The sequence below is a fragment of the Actinomadura madurae genome, assembly GCF_047130825.1.
GTDB lineage: Bacteria > Actinomycetota > Actinomycetes > Streptosporangiales > Streptosporangiaceae > Spirillospora > Spirillospora madurae.
In genome coordinates this window covers 10,282,882-10,305,422 of record NZ_CP083237.1, presented here as the reverse complement: position 1 = coordinate 10,305,422, position 22,541 = coordinate 10,282,882, and the positions used below count along the sequence as shown (strand labels likewise).

General features: G+C 74.6%; 3 protein-coding genes (2 of these 3 only partly in view). All 3 read right to left on the bottom strand.

Features of this window, described 5'->3' with window-relative positions:
- Tightly spaced (each overlapping or abutting the next), the 3 genes in view from K8Z49_RS48200 to K8Z49_RS48190 form a layout consistent with a single transcriptional unit that may run on beyond the window.
- Positions 1 to 377: the start of a non-ribosomal peptide synthase/polyketide synthase gene (locus K8Z49_RS48200; protein WP_412517224.1), read on the bottom strand. It extends 22,408 nt beyond the left edge of the window; 377 of the gene's 22,785 nt are visible here — the first part of the coding sequence; the start codon lies at positions 375 to 377; its stop codon lies off the left edge, out of view.
- Complete coding sequence (locus K8Z49_RS48195; protein ID WP_412517223.1) at positions 374 to 20,086, bottom strand: non-ribosomal peptide synthase/polyketide synthase; 19,713 nt, start codon at positions 20,084 to 20,086, stop codon at positions 374 to 376. The genes K8Z49_RS48200 and K8Z49_RS48195 overlap by 4 nt, the downstream gene beginning before the upstream one ends.
- On the bottom strand, positions 20,083 to 22,541 hold the end of the coding sequence (locus K8Z49_RS48190; RefSeq protein WP_412517222.1) for an amino acid adenylation domain-containing protein. 13,438 nt of this gene lie beyond the right edge of the window; the window shows 2,459 of its 15,897 coding nt (coding positions 13,439-15,897); its start codon lies beyond the right edge, outside the window; its stop codon occupies positions 20,083 to 20,085. Before K8Z49_RS48190 ends, K8Z49_RS48195 begins: the two co-directional genes overlap by 4 nt.

Here is a 22,541-nt window from a genome sequence, read left to right as displayed (position 1 = left end):
ACGACGAGCACGTGCGCGTCCGGACCCTCCCTGAACAGCCACGCCCGCAGCGGGATCTCGGCGGCCAGGTCGAACGCGTGCCGCGAGACGCGGGCGACGGCGACCGGCAGCTCCTCCGCCGCCACTTCGGAGACGGCGAGCGAGAACCCGGTCTCGCCCTCCGCGAGGACCCGCTGGTACGGCTCGCCGTCCCGCTCCGGGAAGACCGTGCGCAGCACCTCGTGCCGGGCGAGCACGTCCCGGAGCGCCGCGTCGAGCGCCTCGGCGTGGAGCTCGCCGGAGAGGCGGAGTGCGATGGGGTTGTTGTAGGCGGCGTTCGGTCCCTCCATCTGGGTGAGAAACCACAGCCGCCGCTGGGCGTACGAGAGCGGGGTCATGATGATTCCTCCTGCGCGTGCATCCGCCGTAGCGCCGGCCGGGCCGTTCGCCGGCCGGCACCGTGTTCCGCGATCCAGGCCGCGAGCCCGGCCGGGGTCGGGGTCGAGAAGACCTGCCGGATCGGCAGCTCCACCCCCAGTTCCGCCCGTACCTCGCCGACCAGCTTGGTGGCGAGCAGCGAGTGCCCGCCCAGTGCGAAGAAGTCGTCGTCCACCCCGGCACGCTCCAGCCCGAGCACCCGTCCGAAGGCCCGGCAGAGGGTCTCCTCGGCCGCGTTCGCCGGCGCTCGACCGGTCGCGGCGGTCGAGGCCGCGGCGTAGTCGGGGGCGGGGAGGGCCTTGCGGTCCAGCTTGCCGCCCCGGGTCAGGGGCAGCGCGTCGAGGGCGGCGAAGGCCGAGGGCACCATGTAGTCGGGCAGCTTCGCGGCGGCGAACCGGCGCAGCTCGTCGCCGTCCGCGTCGCCCACCACGTAGGCGACCAGGCGCTCGTCGCGCGCGACCACCGCGGCCTGCGCGACCAGCGGATGACCGGACAGGACGCCCTCCACCTCGCCCGGCTCCACCCGGAACCCGCGGACCTTGACCTGGTCGTCGACCCGGCCCAGGAACTCCAGCAGGCCGTCCCCGGCAGAGCGCACGAGGTCGCCGGTGCGGTACATCCGCCCGCCGGACGGGCATGCCACGAACCGCTCCGCGGTCAGCCCGGCACGACCGGCGTAGCCGCGCGCCAGCTGGTCGCCGGCGACGTACAGCTCCCCCGCCACACCGGCCGGCACCGGCTGCAGGAACCCGTCCAGGACGAACATCCGCACGCCCGGCGCGGGCCGGCCGATCAGCACGCCGCCGTCGCCGCCGACCGGCACCGTCTCGCCGGGTGCCGCGGCCGAGATGACGCAGCCCACCGTCGCCTCGGTCGGCCCGTACTCGTTCACCACCGTCGCGGCGGGATTGGCGACGCGCCACCGCTCCACCACGCCGCCCGGCAGCGCCTCGCCGCCCACGACCAGGTCGCCGGCGAATCCCCGCATCAGCCCGTCCAGCATGGCCAGGTGAGTGGGCGTCACTTTCAGGAACGTGCACGCCGGCGCGTCGCCGGCGTCGTCGGTCAGGTCGATGATCCGCACGCGGCCGCCCGCCGCCAGAGGCCCCCACAGCGCGGTCACCGCCAGGTCGAACGCCACCCCGGAGTGCAGGCCCGCCGTACCGCCGAGCCCCGGATAGGCACGAGCGGCCCAGCCGAGATAGGCCGCCGCGCTCCGCTGCGAGACCAGCACGCCCTTCGGGCGGCCCGTCGACCCGGAGGTGTAGATCACGTAGGCCGCCTGGTCCGGCGGCGCCGGTACGCGCGGTGCACGGCCGGGCATTCCGGCCAGCCGCGTCGCCGTCGGCGCGTCGTCCATCGCCACCAGGCGATGACGGCCCGCCGGAAGGTCCTCCAGCACCTCCTCGCTGGTGAGCGTGAGCACGGCGCCGCTGTCGGCCTGGACGAAAGCGATCCGCTCCGCCGGCTGGCCCGGGTCGATCGGGACGTACGCCGCCCCGGCCTTCCACGTTCCCAGCAGGGCCGTCACGAGCTCGATCCCGCGCGGCAGGCACACCCCCACCACCGACTCGGCGCCGACCCCCTGGCCGCGCAGGAAGTGCGCCAGCCGGTTCGCCCGCGCGTCCAGCTCGGCGTACGACACCTCGACACCGCCGGCGGACACCGCCACCGCGTCCGGCGTGCGCGCTGCCCAAGCCTCGAACAGCTCCGTGACCGTGGTGGCCACCGCGGGCACCGCGTCGTCGCGGTCTTCCGGCCGCTCGGCCTCGTCGAGGACCCTGACGGACGACAGCCGGTCCGCCGGGTCGTTCTCCAGGGCCGTCACCAGGTTGCGGAGGCACGCGTGCAGCATCCGGCAGATCTCCGGGCCGGCCTCGGCCGCGGCGTTCACGGTCAGCGCGAAGCCGGTGCCCAGGTCGTCCACCAGCACGGTCACGGGGTAGTTGGTGCTGCCCTCGGCGGGCGTGTACACGGTGCCGATGCCGGGAGTCCGGACGGCGTCCCGCTGGTCCGGCGCCCCCGAGCGGTGGTGATGGCGGAAGTCGAACAGCGCGGTGAACAGCGGGCTGCCGCCGGGCACGCCGCTCGCCCGCTGGGCGAGGGAGAGCGGCGCGTGCTCGTGGACGAGCAGCTCGGCGAGCTGGCCGCGCAGTGCCTCCAGCGCCTCGCCGGCGCCGGTCCCGCCGACGCGCACGCGCACCGGCAGCGTGTTAATGAACAGGCCGGGCACCCGGTCCGCGCCGGTGTTCATGCGGCCGAGGAGCACGGTGCCGAAGACGACGTCGTCACGGCCGCTGAGGGTGGCCAGCACCCGCGCCCACGCCAGATGGAAGATCGTCGCCGGACTCGTCCGCAGCGCGCGCGCCACCTCGCGGACGCGGGCGGCGATCTCCTCGTCGACGGCAAGGGAGGCCCGCTCGATGCCGCGGCCGTCGCCGTGGACGTCCAGCAGCCCGTACGGCGCCGTGGTCTCCTCGACGTCGCCCAGCAGATCCGCGAAGTACCGCTCGTGCTCCTCCCGCGGCACGCCCAGCCGCGCCTGCGCGACGAAGTCGCGGAACGGCGGCGGCTCGGGCAGCTCGTCCTCCCGGCCGGCCAGGATGGCGTCCATCTCCCCCAGCAGGACGTCCTGGGTGGTCCGATCCTGGACCAGGTGGTGGATGCGCAGCAGGGCCAGCCAACGCCCGTCCACCGGCCGGTCGGAGACGTGCACGTCGATCAGCGGCGCACGTCGCAGGTCCATCCCCGCACCGGCCGCCGCCAGCAACCGCCGCACCGGGTCCGCGCCATCGTCCAGCACGACCTCCCGCACCGGCAGCACCGCCCGGCGGACCACCACCTGCACCGGCTCCCGCACCCCCTCCCACACGATCGCGGTCCGGTAGATGTCATGCCGGTCGATCACCCGCTGCAACGCGGCCAGGATGCCGTCGCGCCGTTCCCTCGAGTCGAACCCCAGCACGCGCGGCGAGGCGTAGACGTCCCGGCCGCCGTCGGCCTGAAGCAGATGGTGGAAGAACAGACCCTCCTGCAAGGGAGCCAGCGGATAGACGTCCGCGATGTTGGCCGCACCGCCCTCCACCGCGGCGACGACCCGCTCCACCTCATCGGCGGACAGGTCCACGAGCGTGAGCATGTCCGGCGCGATCTCCGTCGCGCCCGCCGGGATCCGGTTCGGCGGGATCTCGATCGCCTCGGGCGCCGCCACGACCGCCAGCTCGGCGGGTGTGGGCGACTCGAAGAGCGCCCGCACCGACACCGACACACCGCGCCCCCGCAACAGGTCCACCAGCCGCACCGCCAGCAGCGAGTGCCCGCCCAGCCGGAAGAAGTCGTCCTCCACCCCCACATGGTCCAGGCCCAGGATCTGGGCGAACGCGTGGCACAGGAGCTCCTCCTGCACGGTCGCCGGGGCCCGGCCCTCCCCGGCGGCGACCTCGGGCGCGGGCAACGCGGCCCGGTCGAGCTTGCCGTTGGTGGTCAGCGGCAGCTCGTCCAACGTCACGAACGCCGCGGGCACCATGTAGTCCGGCAACCGCTCGGCGGCCAGCCGCCGCAGCCGGTCCTCGTCGGCCCGCCCGACGACGTAGGCCACCAGCCGCCTGTCCCCCGCGGAGTCCTCGCGGGCGACGACCGCGACCCGCGCGACCCGCGCGTCGCCCGCCAGCACGCTCTCGATCTCGCCCAGCTCGATCCGGTGCCCGCGGATCTTGACCTGGTCGTCCGCGCGCCCCGCGAACGCCAGACGGCCGTCGGACGCCCACCGCGCCAGGTCGCCGGTGCGGTACATCCGCTCGCCCGGCCCCCCGAACGGGCACGCCACGAACCGCTCCCCGGTCAGGTCGGGACGCCCCGCGTAGCCGCGCGCCAGCCCGGCGCCCGCCACGTACAGCTCGCCGGTCACCCCCACCGGCACCGGGCGGAGCGCCTCGTCCAGCACGAACACCCGCGTGTTGGCGACCGGGGCGCCGATCGAGACCTCGCCGGCGGCCGGGTCGCACTCCCACAGGGTCGCGTCGACGGTCGTCTCGGCGGGGCCGTAGGAGTTGAACATCCGGCGCCCCGGGGCCCACCGGTCCAGCACCTCCCCCGAGGACGCCTCACCGGCCACGACCAGCACGACCCCGGGGTCGACGGCGGCCTCGTCCAGCGTCGCCAGGACGGCGGGGGGAAGCGTCACATGCGACACGCGCTCGTCGGCCAGCAGCTTCGGCAGGGCCGCGCCCAGACGCCGGTCGCGCGGGATCACCACCAGCGTGGCCCCGGTCAGAAGTGCCGACATCCACTCCCACCCGAAGGTGTCGAACGCCGCCGAGGCGAACTGGCCCACCCGCGACCCCGGGCCCACGCCCAGGTGGCGGACGTGACCGTCGAGCATGCTCGCCACACCCGCGTGCGACACCACGACGCCCTTGGGCACGCCCGTCGAGCCCGAGGTGTAGATCACGTATGCCGCGGACGCCAGAGCCGGGGCGGCACCGGCCGCGGCTTCGTCCAGTCCGCCGAGCTCCAGGATCGTGGCGGGGTCGTCCACGACCACACGCGCCACGTCGCCGGGCAGCGCACCGGTCCAGTCCCCCGTGGTCACCACCGTGTGCGCGTCCGCGTCGCGGAGCATGAACGCGATGCGCTCGGCCGGGTGGTCGGCGTCCAGGAGCAGATAGGCCGCGCCCGCCTTCACCACCCCCAGCAACGCCACGGTCAGGTCGACGCCTCGTTCCATCGCGACCGCGACCACGCTCTCCGGACCGGTGCCGTGCCGCACCAGCAGGCGGGCGAGGCGGTTCGCACGCGCGTCCAGCTCCCGATACGAGATCCGGACGCCGTCGGCGGCCACCGCGTCCGCGTCCGGAGCCCGCTCCACCTGTGCCGCGAACAGCTCGGGAATCGTCAGGGCCGGTACGTCCACCGCGGTGTCGTTCCAGACCCGCAGCAGCCGGTCGCGCTCAGCGGCGTCCAGCGCCTCGACCGCCCCCACCCGCGCCACGGGATCGGAGACCAGCGCCGCCAGCATGCGCGACCAGACGCCCGCGATCCGGGCGGCCGACTCCGCCTCGAACACATCGGCGGCGGCGAGCAGCGAGCAGCGCACGCCCGCCGGGGCGCCGCCGCCGTCGAAGACCTCGGTGGCGTTGATCTCCAGATCGAACTCGGACTTGGGCGTGGTCGCGGACGCACCGGCGACCTCGACGCCGGGCAGGGCCAACCGGGTGCCGCCGGTGTTCTGCAGGATCAGCATCGCCTGGATCAGCGGGTGGCGCCCCAGCGAGCGGGCCGGGGCCAGCTCCTCCACCAGCCGCTCGAACGGCACGTCCTGGTGGGCGAAGGCGTCGAGGCTCGTCTCGCGGACGCGGGCCAGCAGCTCGGCGAACGTGGGGTCGCCCGACAGGTCGCTCCGGATGACGAGGGTGTTCACGAAGAACCCGACGAGGTCGTCCAGGGCGCCGTCCAGCCGGCCCGCGACCGCCGCCCCTATCGGGACGTCGGTGCCCGCGCCGAGGCGCGACAGCGTCACCGCCAGGGCGGCCTGCAACACCATGAACACCGTGACGCCCTCCGCGCGCGCCACCTCGCGGATCCGCGCGTGCACCTCGGCCGGAACGTCGATTCCGACGGCATGCCCCCGATGGGAGGCCGCCGGAGGGCGCGGCCGGTCGAACGGCAGCGCCAGCTCCTCCGGCACACCCGCCAGCGCCTCGCGCCAGTACGCCACCTGCCGCGACAGGGGGCTGCCGGGGTCGTCGTCGGATCCCAGCAGCTCCCGCTGCCAGATGCTGTAGTCCGCGTACTGGACCGGCAGCGGCGTCCACGCCGGCTCCCGGCCCGCGCATCGGGCCGCATAGGCGGTGCTCAGGTCGCGGCCGAGCGGGCCGCGCGACCAGCCGTCCTGCGCGATGTGGTGCGTCACCAGCACGAGCACGTGCTCGTCGGGCGCCACGCCGAACAGCCACGCCTTGATCGGCACCTCGGCCGACAGGTCGAACGCGTACTCCCCCGCCTCGGCCACCGCGCGGCGCAGATCCTCCGGCGCCGTCGCCGAGACGGACAGTTCGAACCCGGTCTCCTCCACGTCGAGGATCCGCTGGTACGGCTCGCCGTCGGCCGCCGGGAACACCGTCCGCAGCACCTCGTGCCGCTCCAGCACGTCCCGCAGCGCCGCCTCCAGCGCCCGCCGGTCCAGCTCGCCGGTCAGGCGCAGGGCCATCGGGATGTTGTAGGTCGGGCTCGGGCCCTCCAGCTGCCCGATGAACCACAGCCGGCGCTGGGCGTAGGACAGCGGCACCCGCTCGGGCCGCGTCCGCGCGGCCAGCGGCGCGCGCGCCGGCTCCGCTTCGAACAGGCGCGCCGCCAGCCCGGCCGGAGTGGGCGCCTCGAACACCGACCTCAGCGGCATCTCGGTGCCGAGGACGGCGCGCACCCGGCTCACGAGCCGCATCGCCGAGAGCGAGTGCCCGCCCAGGGTGAAGAAGTCGTCGTCCGGGCCGACGCCGTCCACGCCCAGCACATCGGCGAACACCTGGCAGAGGATCTCCTCCCGCACACCTGCCGGTTCGCGGCCCGCGCCGGTCGCGTAGCCGGGCGCGGGCAGCGCGGCCCGGTCGAGCTTGCCGTTGCCGGTCAGCGGCAGCGCCTCCAGGGTGACGACGGCCGACGGCACCATGTGGGCGGGCAGCTTCGCGGCGGCGTACCCCCGCAGGTCCGCCTCGGCCACGTCACCGGCCACGTAGGCGACGAGCCGCTCGTCGCGGACGACCACGGCGGCGTCGGTCACGCCCTCGTGCCGGGCCAGCACGCTCCGGACCTCGCCGGGCTCGACCCGGAAGCCGCGGATCTTGACCTGGTCGTCGGCCCGGCCGGCGAAGACCAGCAGCCCGTCCCCCGTCCAGCGCGCCAGGTCGCCGGTGCGGTACATCCGCTCGCCCGCGCCGGCGAACGGGCAGGCCACGAACCGCTCGGCGGTGAGCCCCGGCCGGCCCACGTAGCAGCGGGCCACCTGGACGCCGGCGACGTACAGCTCGCCGGCCACGCCGACGGGGACCGGCCGCAGCCGGTCGTCCAGCACGTAGACGCGGGTGTTCGCGACCGGGGAGCCGATCGGCACGACCCCGGCCTCCACCAGCTCCGGCGTCAGCCGCGCGGTGGCGACGCCGATCGTGGTCTCCGTCGGGCCGTAGTGGTTGAACACGGCCCGGTCTCCGGCGACCAGCTCCGCGACCAGCTCCGGCGGCGGCGCCTCGCCGCCGAGCACCAGCGACCCGCCGGGCAGCACGTCCGTGCCGAGCGCCGCCAGATGGGACGGCACCGCCTTGAGGCGGTCGATCCGATGCTCGGCCATGAAGGCCCGCACCGCCGCGGGGCTCAGCACGGTGTCCTCGTCCGGGATGTGCAGCGTGCCGCCCGAGGCGAGGCTGGCGAACACGGCCGTGTTGCCCAGGTCGGTGGCCTGGCCCTGCAATACCGCGAACCTGCCCGCCGTGAAGCCGACGCGGGCGGGCACCGTGGCGACGTAGTTCGCCAGCCCCCGGTGCGTGACCGCCACGCCCTTCGGGTGCCCCGTCGACCCCGACGTGTAGATCACGTATGCCATCTGGCCGGGCGAGACCGGGACGCCGGGATCGCCGTCGGGGCCGGTGGCGTCGATGTCCTCGGTGCCGAGCACCAGCACCGGGTCGGCGTCGGCGAGCAGGAACGCGATCCGCTCCTCCGGCTGGTCCGGGTCGATCGGCAGGTACGCCGCACCCGCCTTCCAGACGCCCAGGATCGCGGTGACCATGTCGATACCGCGCGGCAGTCGCACGCCCACCACCGACTCCGGGCGCACGCCCCGGGCCCGTAGCCGGTGCGCGAGCCGGTTCGCCCGCGCGTTCAGCTCGGCGTAGGTGACCTCCGTCCCGCCGGCGGCCACGGCCACCGCGTCGGGCGTCCGCGCCGCCTGCGCCTCGACCATCTCGACCACCGGTACCGGCGGCACCTCGACCGCGGTGGCGTTCCACTCGCCCACCAGCCGGTCCCGCTCGACCTTGCCCAGCACGTCCAGCGCGTCGAGCCGGGCCCCGGGGTCGTCCTCCAGCGCGGTCACGAGGCCGGCGAGGCAGGTGTGCAGCAGGCGGCACAGCGCCGCGCCGTCCACCGCCTCCACCGCGTCCACGGTCAGCCCGAATCCGGCGCCGTGGTCCTCGACCGACATCGCGACCGGGTAGTTGGTGGCCTCCCGGATGGACTCGGTCGAGATCCCCTCCCCGCCCTGGACGGTGCGGACCGGGGAGTGCCGGTAGTTGAGGATCGAGCTGAACAGGGCGCCGCCGCCCGGGATTCCCGCGGCCTGCTGGGCGAGGCTCAGCGGCGCGTGCTCGTGCGCGAGCAGCTCGGCGAGCTGGCTCCGCAGGCCGTCCAGCGCCTCGCCGACGCCGGCGCCGCCCAGCCGCACGCGCACCGGGAGCGTGTTGATGAACAACCCCGGCACCCGGTCCGCGCCCGCTCCGGCGTTCATCCGGCCGAACAGCACGGTGCCGAACACCACGTCGTCGCGCCCGCTCACGGCACCGAGCACCCGCGCCCACGCCAGGTGGAAGATCGTCGCGGGGCTGACGCCGAGGCCGCGCGCGGCCTCCCGGATCCGGCGGCTCACCTCGTCCTCGACGGGCATGTGCGCGCGCCGGACGTCGCTGCCGTCGCCGAGCACGTCGGCCAGGCCGTACGGCGCGGTCGTCTCCTCGACGTCGCCGAGCAGCTCCCCGAAGTACCGCTCGTGCTCCTCGCGCGAGACGCCGAGCCTCGCCTGCGCGACGAAGTCACGGAACGGCAGCGGTTCGGGCAGGCTGTCCTCGTGCCCGCCCACGATCGCGGACAGCTCCTCGATCAGGATGTCCTGGGCGGTGTGGTCCTGCACGAGGTGGTGCAGCCGGAGCAGTGCCCGCCATTCGCCGGAGTCGCCCGCCTCGGCGGCGATGTGCACGTCCACCAGCGGGGCGCGCCCCACGTCCATCGCCGGGACGTCCGCCGCGTCCAGGTCCGCCACCTCGCGGACCGGGAGCTCCGCCCGGCGCGCCACCACCTGCACCGGCTCCGCCAGCCCCTCCCAGACGAACGCGGTCCGGTAGATGTCGTGCCGGTCGATCACACGTTGCAGCCCGGCCAGGAAGGCGTCCAGCCGTTCGCGGGAGTCGAACCGCAGCCGCCGCGGCATCACGTACGCGTCGGTGCCGCCGTCGGCCATCACGTGGTGGAAGAACAGGCCCTCCTGGAGGGGGGCCAGCGGGTAGACGTCCGCGACGTTGGCCGCGCCGCCGTCGATCGTGGCGACGACCCGCCCGATCTCGTCGGCGGACAGGTCGACGAGCGTGAGCATGTCCGGAGTGATCTCCGTCGCGCCCGCCGGGATCCGGTTCTCCGGCACGACGACGGCGGCCGGCCCCGCCACCGCGGCGAGGCCCTCCGGCGTCGGCGACTCGAACAGCGCCCGCACCGACACCGTGACGCCGCGTTCCCGCAGGCGCTCCACCAGCCGCACGGCCAGCAGCGAGTGCCCGCCCAGCCTGAAGAAGTCGTCGCGCACCCCGACGGCGTCCAGCCCGAGGACCTCGGCGAACACCTGGCAGAGGATCTCCTCCTGCACCGTGGCCGGGCCGCGGCCCGCCACTCGCGCGTACTCGGGTTCCGGCAGCGCCGCGCGGTCGAGCTTGCCGTTCGCGGTCAGCGGCAGGGCGTCGAGGGAGACGAACGCCGACGGCACCATGTAGCCGGGAAGCCGCGCCGCGGCCAGCTCGTGCAGCTCGTCCTCGCCGGCGTCGCCGATGACGTAGGCGACCAGGCGCTCGTCGCGGACGACCACGGCCGCCCGGGCCACCTCCGGATGGGCGGCCAGCACGGCCTCGACCTCGCCGGGCTCGACGCGGAAACCGCGGATCTTGACCTGCTCGTCGGCGCGCCCGGCGAAGACCAGCTCGCCGTCCGCGGTCCAGCGGGCCAGGTCGCCGGTGCGGTACATCCGCCCGCCGAACGGGCAGGCGACGAACCGCTCCGCGGTGAGCCCGGGGCGGCCCGCGTACCCGCGGGTGATCTGAGCGCCGGCGATGTAGAGCTCACCGGCCACGCCGACCGGCACAGGCCGCAGCCGCCCGTCCAGGACGAACAGCCGGGTGTTGGCGACCGGGCGGCCCATCGGCACGACCGGCTCCGACCCGTCGACGCGACCGGTGGTCACCATCACGGTCGCCTCGGTCGGGCCGTAGGTGTTCACCAGGCGGCGGTCCCGCGACCAGGCCTGGGCCTGCGCACGGCCGATCGGCTCGGCCCCGACCAGGATGGTCGACGGCTCCGGCAGCCCGTCCGGGTCCAGCACCCCGAGAAGCGACGGCACCACGCTCGTCGTTCCCACGCCGGTCCGGCGGATCATCCGGGTCAGCAGCTCCGGGTCCGACCGCTCGGCCGCCGACGCCACCACGAGCGTGCCGCCCGCCACCAAGGTCGCGGTCACGTCCAGCACCGACGCGTCGAAGCCGAAGGACGCGAACTGCAGGACGCGCACCCCGGGCCCCGCGCCCAGCACCGGCCCGAGCGCGAGCGCCAGGTTCACCAGCCCGCCGTGGGTGGCCACCACGCCCTTCGGCCGCCCCGTGGAACCCGAGGTGTAGATCACGTACGCCGCCTGGTCCGGTGTCACCGGCACCCGCGAGGTGCGCGTCCCGGCCGCCGGGGCTTCGTCCGGGTTCAGATTCCGCACCCCGGGCAGGACCACCTCGCCGTTCCCGACGACGACCCGTGCGCCGCATTCGGCGACCATCCACTCCAGCCGGGCGACGGGATCTCCCGGGTCCAGCGGCACGTAGGCCGCTCCGGCCTTCCAGACGGCCAGGATCGCCGTGACCATCCCGATGCCGCGCGGCAGGCACAGGCCCACGACCGACTCGGCCCCGACGTCCTGGCTCCGCAGGAGACCCGCCAGCCGGTCCGCCCTCGCGTCCAGCTCCGCGTACGACACCTCGGCGCCGTCGGCGACGACCGCAACGGCATCCGGGGCGCGAGCCGCCCGGGCCTCGAACAGCTCCGGCACCGACACGGCCGGGACCTCGGCCGCCGTGTCGTTCCATGCCCGCACCAGCCGATCACGCTCGGCGTCACCGAGGAGCCCGACCGCGCCCACGCGGACGTCCGGCGCGGCCACCACCTCCTCGACGACCCGCGCCAGCCAGCCCGCGAACCGCCCCGCCGTCTCCGCCTCGAACACGTCGGCCGCCACCGTCACCGCACCGCGGATTCCGGCCGCGGCACCCTCCCGGTCGAAGGCCTCGGTGAAGGTGATCTCCAGGTCGAACTTCGCGGTCACCGACTGCGACCGCTGCGAAGTCCCCGCCGACACCTGCACTCCGGGCAGGTCGAGATCGGTCGGGGCGTTGTTCTGCAGGGTCAGCATCACCTGGAACAGCGGATGCCGCGCCAGCGAACGGACCGGCGCCAGTTCCTCGACGAGCCGCTCGAACGGCACGTCCTGGTGCTCGTAGGCGCCCAGGCTCGTCTCCCGCGAACGGCCCAGCACCTCGGCGAACGTGGGGTCGCCGGACAGATCCGTACGAATCACCAGCGTGTTCACGAAGAACCCGACCAGATCGTCCAGCGCCTCGTCCAACCGGCCCGCGACCGCCGACCCGATCGGGAGATCGGCCCCGGCGCCGAGACGGTGCAGCATGACCGCCACCGCGGCCTGCACCACCATGAACACCGTCACGCCCTCGGCACGCGCGACCTCCCGCACCCGGGCGTGCACCTCCGCCGGGAGTTCCAGGGGGACGCGGTACCCGCGGTGCGACGCGACGGGCGGGCGGCCCCGGTCATAGGGCAGCTCCAGCTCCTCCGGCACCCCCGCGAGCATCTCGCGCCAGTACGCCACCTGCTCCGCCAGGAGGCTGTCGGGGTCGCCCTCCGATCCGAGCAGCTCCCGCTGCCACAGCGCGTAGTCCGCGTACTGCACCGGCAGCGGCGCCCACTCCGGTGCCCGCCCCGCGCGCCGGGCCGCGTACGCGATCGACACGTCCCTCGCCAGCGGTCCCATCGACCACCCGTCGCTCGCGATGTGGTGCACCACCAGCAGCAGCACATGCTCACCGGGCCGGACGGCGAACAGCCACGCCTTGATCGGCACCTCCGCCGACAGGTCGAAGGCGTAGGCGCCCGCCTCCCTCACCGCCTCCGGCAGGTGCTCGGCGGTCACCGCCGCCGTCGCCAGGCCGAATCCGGTCTCCTCCACACCGAGGACCCGCTGGTACGGCTCGCCGTCGGCCGTGGCGAACACCGTCCGCAGCACCTCGTGCCGCCCGAGGACGTCGGCCAGAGCGGACTCCAGCGCCCGCCGGTCCAGGCCGCCGGACAACCGGACCGTCGTGGTGAGGTTGAACGTGGCGTTCGGTCCGTCCAGTTCCCCCAGGAACCACAGCCGCCGCTGCGCGAACGACAGCGGCACCCGCTCGGGCCGCGCCTCCGGCAGCAGCGGCGGCCGCGCCCGGTCGGCGTCCGCGAGGCGGGCCGCCAGGCCCGCCGCCGTCGGCGCCTCGAACACGGCGCGCAGCGGCACTTCGACGCCGAGGACCGCGCGCACCCGGCTCACCAGCCGCGTCGCCAGCAGCGAATGACCGCCCAGCTTGAAGAAATCGTCGTCGGGCCCGACATGCTCCAAGCCCAGAATGCGCGCGAACGTCTGGCAGAGGATCTCCTCCCGGGCCGTGAGCGGGCCGCGGCCCCCGGGCTTCGCCGCGGCGAAGTCGGGGGCGGGAAGCGCCGCGCGGTCCAGCTTGCCGTTCACCGTGACCGGCAGCGCGTCCAGGACCACGAAGGCCGCCGGGAGCATGGCGTCCGGCAGCCGGGTACGAGCGTGCGCGCGGAGGTCATCGCCGAGTCGTGCCGGGTCGAACCATCGCGGCGCGGCGGCGGCCGGCGGCGGGGCGGGGCGCCCGGCGGCGTCCGGACGGGCGGCGTGGACGGAGTACATCCCCGTGCCGGCCAGGTCGTCCGTCGACTCCACGCTGGTGCGAAAGCCCCGGTCGCGCAGCAGCCCGACGACGGTGTCGAGGCGGCCGTCGATGTCGTGGACCTCCGCCACGATCTGCCGGATGATCGGCCAGTGCTCGGGCTCGATGCCCCGCAGGACGTCCAGCTCGCTCTTCTCCACGTCGACCTTCAGGAGGTCGATCACCGGGATCCCGTTGTCCCGGATCACCTGCGAGAGCGTTCGCATCGGGACCTCGACCCGCTCGCCGCGCAGCCGCTCGGTCAGCAGTTCCGCCAGCGCGTGCTCGTCGAGTCCCGCCCGTGCCGCGTCATCGCCGACGACCTGTTCCAGGACGCGGCGCTCCTCGCGCTCGTCGGCGAAGCGGCCGGACAGCAGCGACAGATCCGGGTAGTAGGTGAACGCCGCGACCCCCTCTTCGCTGCCGATGCCGCAATCGGTGACCACCGCGTCGACGTCGTGCAGCTCGGCGTTGAGCCGGAACATCCTGGCCAGCTCGGGGATCGGCTCGAACGCGTGGATCCTGCAGTCCGGCCGCCGCTCCTTGACGAACAGGGAGAACAGGCCGACATGGCCGCCGACGTCCACCACATGCGCGCCTTCGGGCAGTGCCGCCGCGGCTCGAAGGTATTCGTCCCGGACGAAGATCTCGTCGTACAGGAAGGCGGTGCTGGAGGGGTTGCGCGCGCAGACCATCATCCCGTTGGGCAGCTCGTGCATCTCCTGGCCGTCGAGACGGCCCTGCCCGCGCAGGCGGGCGATGTTCGCCGCCGGTCCGGCCGCGTCCGTGTCCGGCACCACGTAGGCGACCAGGCGCGGCCCGCCCTCGGCGGGGCGGGCGACCACCGCGGCGCGCTCGACGCCCGGATGATCGGTCAGCACCGCCTCGACCTCGCCGGGTTCGATGCGCTGCCCCCGGATCTTGACCTGGTCGTCGGCGCGGCCCAGGTACTCGATCCGCCCGTGCCGGTCCCAGCGGACGACGTCTCCGGTGCGGTACATCCGCTCCCCGGGCGCGCCGGAGGGATCGGCCACGAACCGCTCCGCCGTCATCCCAGGACGATCGCGGTATCCGCGGGCCAGCTGCGCGCCCGCCAGGAACAGCTCGCCCGGCACCCCCGGCGGGACGGGGCCGAGCCGCGCGTCCAGCACGCGGACCCGGGTGTTCCACACGGGCCGGCCGATCGTCACCGGGCCGGTGCCCGGCGGGCACGCGGCGGCGGTCACGTCGACCGCCGCCTCGGTCGGCCCGTACAGGTTGTTCAGTCCGGCATCGAGAACCGAGTGGAACCGGTCGCGCAGATGGGCGGACAGTGCTTCACCACTGCAGATGACCTCCCGCAGGGTGGTGCACTCCCGGGCGGCGGGCTCCTGAACGAAGTCCTGCAGCAACGAGGGGACGAAGTGCGTCACCGTCACGCCGGCCCGCTGGATCAGCTCGGCCAGATACGCCGGATCGCGGTGGCCGTCCGGCCTCGCCACGACCAGGGTGGCGCCGGAGATGAGCGGCAGGAACAGCTCCCACACCGACACGTCGAAGCCGAGCGGGGTCTTCTGCAGGATCCGGTCGCCGGCGTTCACCGCGTAGTGGTCCCGCATCCACAGCAAGCGGTTCACGATCGCGGCGTGCTCCACCACCACGGCCTTCGGCCGCCCCGTCGACCCCGAGGTATAGAGGACGTACGCCGGGTTCGCGGGACTCGGGGCCCCGGCCGGGACCGCGTCGCCGGCGTCGTCCTCAGCTGGCACGGCCGGGTCGTCGACCAGGACGTGTGCGACGCCATCCGGGACCGGGACGTCCCGGGCGGCGACCGTGACCAGCGGACGGGCGTCGTCGTACAGCAACGCCACCCGGTCCTCGGGATAGGCCGGGTCGATCGGCAGGTACGCGGCGCCCGCCTTCAGGATCCCCAGCAGGGCCACCATCATCTCCACCGACCGCGGCACCATCACCGCGACCACGCTCTCCGGCCCCGCACCCCGCTCCGCCAGACGCCGCGCGAGCCGGTTCGCCCGCGCGTCCAGTTCCGCGTAGCCCACCGTCACGCCTTCGAAGGCCACCGCGGGAGCATCCGGCGTCCGCGCCGCCTGCGCCTCGAACAGCGCCGGGATCGTCGAACGGTCCACGGGCACCGATTCGCCGGCGGACCACTCACCGACGATCACCGCACGCTCGGCGTCACCGAGGAGCCCGACCGCGCCCACGCGGACGTCCGGCGCGGCCACCACCTCCTCGACGACCCGCGCCAGCCAGCCCGCGAACCGCTCCGCCGTCTCCGCCTCGAACACGTCCGCCGCCGCCGTCACCGCACCGCGCATCCCGGCCGCGGCGCCGTCCTGATCGAAGGCCTCGGTGAAGGTGATCTCCAAGTCGAACTTCGCGGTCACCGTCCCCGACCGCTGCGCCGCGCCCGCCGACACCCGCACTCCAGGCAGGTCGAGATCGGTCGGGGCGTTGTTCTGCAGGGTCAGCATCACCTGGAACAACGGGTGCCGCGCCAGCGAACGGACCGGCGCCAGTTCCTCGACGAGCCGCTCGAACGGCGCGTCCTGGTGCTCGAATGCCGCCAGCCCCGTCTGCCGTACCCGGCCCAGCACCTCGGCGAACGTCGGGTCGCCGGACAGATCCGTACGTATCACCAGCGTGTTCACGAAGAACCCGACCAGGTCGTCCAGCGCCTCGTCCAACCGGCCCGCCACCACCGAGCCGATCGGGACGTCGGTGCCGGCGCCGAGACGGTGCAGCATGACCGCCACCGCGGCCTGCACCACCATGAACACCGTCACGCCCTCGTCGTGCGCGACCTCCCGGAGCCGGGCGTGCACCTCGGCCGGGAGCTCCAGGGGGACGCGGTACCCGAGATGCGACGCCATCGGCGGGCGACCCCGGTCGTAGGGCAGCTCCAGTTCCTCCGGAGCCCCTGCCAGTTCCTCGCGCCAGTACGCGACCTGACGCGAGAGCAGGCTGTCCGGATCGTGTTCCGACCCGAGCAGCTCCCGCTGCCACAGCGCGTAGTCCGCGTACTGCACCGGCAGCGGCGCCCACTCCGGCGCCCGCCCCGCGACCCGTGCCGCATAGGCCGCGTTCAGGTCACGCGCCAGCGGACCGCCCGACCAGCCGTCGCTGGCGATGTGGTGCACCACCAGCGTGAGCACGTGCTCGCCGGGCTCGACGGCGAACAGCCATCCCTTGACCGGCACCTCGGCCGACAGGTCGAACACGGACCGGCCCGCCTCCGCGACCGCGTCCGGCAGCGCCTCGGCCGCCACCTCCACCACCGGCAGCTCGAAGCCCGTGTCCTCCACCGCGAGAATCCGCTGGTACGGTTCGCCGTCGACCGCCGGGAACACCGTCCGCAGCACCTCGTGCCGCTCCAGCACGTCCCGCAGCGCCGCCTCCAGCGCCCGCCGGTCCAGCTCGCCCGTCAACCGCAGGGCCATCGAGATGTTGTACGTCGGGCTCGGCCCCTCCAGCTGCGCCAGGAACCACAGCCGCCGCTGGGCGTACGACAACGGCACCCGGTCCGGACGCCGCATCGGGGCCGGCGCGACACGTGCCCGCCCCGTCTCGGAGAGGCGGGCGGCCAGGCCCGCCGCCGTGGGCGCCTCGAACAGCGCGCGGAGCGGCAGCTCCGCGCCCAAGACCGTGCGCACCCGGCTCACCAGCCGCGTGGCCAGCAGCGAATGGCCGCCCAGCCGGAAGAAGTCGTCGTCCGGACCAACGCGGTCCAGGCCGAGGACCTGCGCGAACACCTGGCAGAGGATCTCCTCGCGCGCGGTGGCGGGCGCGCGGCCCGTCCCGCCGCCGGGGTACGCGGGGGCGGGCAGGGCTCCGCGGTCGAGCTTGCCGTTGGCGGTGAGCGGCAGCGCGTCCAGGGCGACGACGGCGGCGGGCACCATGTGATCGGGCAACCGGCTCGCGGCGAAGTCCCGGATCCCGGCGGGATCGGCACCGGCGCCGGCGGGCACGACGTAGCCGACCAGGCGCCGGTCACCGGGGGTGTCCTCCCGTACCACCACCGCGGCCCGGGCCACCTGGGAATGCTCCGCCAGCACGGCCCGCACCTCGCCGGGCTCGACGCGGAAGCCCCGGATCTTGACCTGCTCGTCGGCTCGTCCCGCGAACACCAGCCGACCGCCGGGCGTCCAGCGCACCAGGTCCCCGGTCCGGTACATCCGTGCGCCGGCGGCGAAGGGGCAGGCCACGAACCGCTCACCGGTCAGCCCGGGGCGTCCGACGTAGCCGCGGGCCACCTGGGCCCCGGCGATGTACAGCTCGCCGGGCACGCCCACCGGCACGGGGGCCAGGCGCTCGTCCAGGACGAAGAGGCTCACGTTCGCGACCGGCCCGCCCATCGGCACCGGTTCCGTGCCATCGACCGGCCCCGCCGTCACCATCACGGTCGCCTCGGTCGGCCCGTAGGTGTTGACGAGGTGACGGCCGTCGGACCAGGCCGCCGCCTGCGCCGAGCCGATGGGCTCGGCTCCGACCACCACGCGGGACAGGTCCGGAACATCGTCCGGGTCCAGCACCTCCAGGAGTGACGGCACGACGCTCATCGTCGATATGCGGGCCTCGCGGATGAGGCGCGCCAGCGCGCGGGTGTCCGAGCGCTCCTCCGAGGGCGCGAGCACCAGGGCCCCGCCTGCCGCCAGCGTGACGGCCACGTCCAGCACCGACGCGTCGAAGCTGAATGAGGCGAACTGCAGGACGCGCGTCCCCGGCCCGGCGCCGAGCGCCGGAGCCAGGGCCGTGGCCATGTTCGCGACGCTCGCGTGTGACACGCCCACGCCCTTGGGCCGCCCGGTGGAACCCGACGTGTAGATGACGTACGCCAGTTGCTGCGGTGCCACCGGAACGTCCGGCGGGTCCTCGGACGTCTCCGTCAGCCGCGGGTCGTCCAGATCGAGCACGGTGACGCCCGCCGAGCCGGGGATGATGTCCCCGCGGCCGACCAGCAGCCTCGCACCGCTGTCGGCCAGCATGAAGGCGAGCCGGTCGGCCGGGTACTCCGGGTCCAGAGGCACGTACGCCGCCCCGGCCTTCCACACGCCCAGGATCGCGACGACCGTCGGGATGCCGCGCGGCACGCACAGCCCGACCACCGACTCCGCGCCCACGCCCTGAGCCCGCAGTCGATGTGCGAGCCGGTTCGCCCGCACGTCCAGCTCGGCGTACGTCAGCTCATCGTCGCCGTGCGCCACCGCGACCGCGTCCGGTGCGCGTGCCACCTGCGCGGCGAACATTTCCGGCACCAAGCCTTCCGGCGCCTCCAGCGCCGGGCCGTGCCCCCATGCCAGCAGCCGGTCTCGCTCGGTCCCGTGCACGAGGTCGACCGCGGCAACGGGCCTGCCCGGCTCCTGAACCACCGCCTCGACCACGCGGGCGAACCACTCGGCGATTCGTCCGGCGGTGTCCTCGTCGAACACGTCGGCGGACGCGACCAGCCGTCCGCGCATGCCCGCCGGGGCGCCCTCGGCGTCGAAGGCCTCCCGCACCGCGACGTCGAGGTCGAACCTCGTCGTCCTCTCCTCCGAGAGCGCCGCGTTCGAGATCCCGCTCACGTCCAGGCCGGGCAGCGACAGCTCCGCGGAGCCCGCGTTCTGCACCGTCAGCATGATCTGGAACAAGGGATGCCGGGCCAGCGACCGCGCCGGGGCCAGTTCCTCGACGAGGCGTTCGAACGGGACGTCCTGGTGCGCGTACGCGCCGACGCTCGCGTCCCGAACCCGCCCCAGCAGGTCCCCGAACGTCGGGTCGCCGGACAGATCGGCGCGGACGACCAGCGTGTTGACGAAGAACCCGACCAGATCGTCCAGCGACTCGTCCAGGCGGCCCGCCACCGCGGCGCCGGTCGGGATGTCCGTGCCCGCGCCCAGCCGGTGCAGCGTCACCGCCAGCGCGGCCTGCAGCACCATGAACACCGTCACGCCCTCGGCGCGGGCCACGGCCCGCACCCGTGCGTGCACGTCCGGGGGCAGGTCCAGCGCGACCCGGTGGCCCCGATGCGAGGCCGCCGCCGGCCGCACCCGGTCGTACGGCAGTGCCAGTTCCTCCGGCGCCCCGGCCAACGTCTCGCGCCAGTACGCGACCTGCCGCGACAGCACGCTCCCCGGATCGTCCTCCGCGCCCAGCAACTCGCGCTGCCACAGTGCGTAGTCCGCGTACTGCACGGGCAACGGCGTCCACTCCGGCGCCCGGCCCGCGCGCCGTGCCGTGTACGCGGCGGCCAGGTCGCGCGCGAGCGGGCGGGTCGACCAGGCATCGCCGGCGATGTGGTGCACCACCATCAGGAGGACGTGCTCGCGCGGGCCGGCCGCGAAGAGCCAGGCGCGGAACGGGATCTCCGTGCTCAGGTCGAAGGCGTACCGTGCCGACTCGGCCATCACGCCGGATCGCTCCCCCGCGGTCGTCTCCACCAGCGGCAGGTCGAAACCGGTCTCCTCCGCCGTGAGAATCCGCTGGTGCGGTTCGCCGTCGACCGCCGGGAACACCGTCCGCAGCACCTCGTGCCGCTCCAGCACGTCCCGCAGCGCCGCCTCCAGCGCAGGCCGGTCCAGGTCGCCCGTCAACCGCAGGGCCATCGGGAGGTTGTAGGAGGCACCGGGCCCCTCCAGCTCGGCCAGGAACCACAGGCGCCGCTGAGCGAACGAGAGCGGGATCATCGAATCTCCTCGTGCCGGCCCATCGGGCGTAGCTTCGGCCTGGCCTGGTCCGGCCGGTTCCCGGGATCGGAGAGCCAGGACGCCAGCGCGCCCGGCGTCGGGGTGGCGAAGAGGCGCCGGATCGGCAGCTCGACTCCGAGGACCGTCCGTACCCGGCTCACCAGCCGCGTCGCCAGCAGCGAATGGCCTCCCAGCGTGAAGAAGTCGTCGTCCACGCCGACCGCGGGGTGGCCGAGCAGCTCCGCGAAGGCGTCGCAGAGCGCCTTCTCGTACTCGGTCTCGGGACCCCGGCCCGTGCCGTTGCGGCCGGCGCCGCCGGGGGCGGGCAGGGCCGCGCGGTCGAGCTTGCCGTTGGCGGTCAGCGGAAGGGCGTCGATGGCGACCACCGCCGCGGGAAGCATGTAGTGCGGCAGCCGTTCGGCGGCGAACGCCCGCACCTCGTCGGCCAGTTCGCGCGCTTCCCCGCCGTCGCGCCCGGGGTCGGCGGGGACGATGTAGCCGACCAGGCGCGCGTCTCCGGGGACGTCCTCGCGGGAGACCACGGCGGCGCCGGCGACCCGGGGGTGCGCGGTGAGGACCGCCCGCACCTCGCCCGGCTCGACCCGGAACCCGCGGATCTTGACCTGCTCGTCGGCCCGGCCGGCGTAGACCAGCCGGCCGCGGGCGTCCCGGCGCGCCAGGTCGCCGGTGCGGTACATCCGGGTGCCCGGTCCGCCGAACGGGCAGGCCACGAACCGCTCGCCGGTCGGCGCCGGCCGTCCGACGTAGCCGCGGGCCAGGCTCGGGCCGGCGACGTACAGCTCGCCCACCGCGCCGTCCGGCACCGGCCGCAGGAACGCGTCGAGCAGGTACACCCGCGTGTTCGCGATCGGCACGCCGATGGTGACCTCGTCGTCCGGCGCCAGCGGCGCCGAGATGGCGGCGCCGACCGTGGTCTCGGTGGGGCCGTACCCGTTGACGAGCCGGCGGCCCGGCGCCCAGCGCGCGACCTGTTCGGCGGTCAGCGCCTCGCCCGCCGACGCCAGCGACACCAGGGACGGCAGGTCCGCGGGCTCCAGCATCGCCAGCACCGTGGGCGACAGCGCCACGTGGGTCACGCCGTGCCTGCCCATGACGCCGGCCAGCCCCGGGCCGGGCAGCAGCTCGTCGGCGTCGGCGCACACCAGGCGCCCTCCGCAGGACAGCGGCATCAGCACCTCGCCGATCGCCGCGTCGAAGCTCAGCGGAGCGAACTGCAGCAGCCGGCTCGCCTCGTTCACCGCGAGACGCTCCACCTGGGAGGCCACCAGGCTCGCCAGGCCGGCGTGCGGCACCGCCACGCCTTTCGGCCGCCCCGTCGACCCCGACGTGTAGATCACATAGGCCAGCCGCCCCGGCGTGACCGGCGCTCGCGGCGCGTCCTCGGGCATCGCCGCCACCTGCGCCGCCACCGGCGGGTCGGCCAGGTTCAGCACCCGCACCCCGGGCTGCGCCGTCGTCATCCCGCCGTGCGTGACCAGCACGTGGGCGCCGCTGTCGGCCAGGACGAACTCCAGCCGTTCCGCCGGCTGCCCCGGGTCGATCGGCAGATACGCCGCCCCCGCCTTCCAGATCGCCAGCATCGCGGTGACCGCCTCGACGCCGCGCGGCAGGCACACCCCCGCCACGGACTCGGCACGCACGCCCTGGGCCCGCAGCCAGTGCGCCAGCCGGTTCGCCCGCGCGTCCAGCTCGCGGTAGGTGATCCGCGCGTCGCGGTGTTCCACCGCGACCGCGTCGGGGGTCCGCCGCGCCTGCGCCTCGAAGATGTGCGCCGCCGGGACCTGCGGGATGTCGGCCGCGGTGTCGTTCTCTTCCCGCACGAGCCGCTCGAACTCCGCCCTGCCGAGGATGTCGACCGCCGACAGCCGGCTCTGCGGAGCCTCGTCCAGCGCCGTCACCAGGTTGGCGACGCAGGTGTGGACCAGGCCGCAGACCTCCTCCGCGTCGATGGACGCCACCGCGTCGACGGTCACCCGGAATCCGGTCCCGGAGTCGTCGACGGAGACGCCGAGCGGGTAGTTGGTGCGTTCGCGGGAAAGGAGGAGCCGGATGCCGTCGAGTCCGGTGTCCCCGTCCCTCCCCGGGGACCGGCCGGCCACGCGGTTGTGCCTGTAGTTGAACGCCGATGTGAAGGCCGGGCCGCCGCCGGGGACGCCGCTGGCGCGCTGGGCGAGGGCGAGCGGCGCGTGCTCGTGGACGAGCAGCTCGGCGAGCTGGCCGCGCAGCGCCTCCAGCGCCTCACCGACGCCCGTCCCGCCGACGCGCACGCGCACCGGCAGCGTGTTGATGAACGGGCCTTGGACCCGGTGCGCCCCCTCCCCGGAGTTCATGCGGCCGAACAGGACCGTGCCGAACACGACGTCGTCGCGTCCGCTGAGGGTGGCCAGCACCCGCGCCCAGGCGAGGTGGAAGACGGTGGCGGGGCTCACCCCCC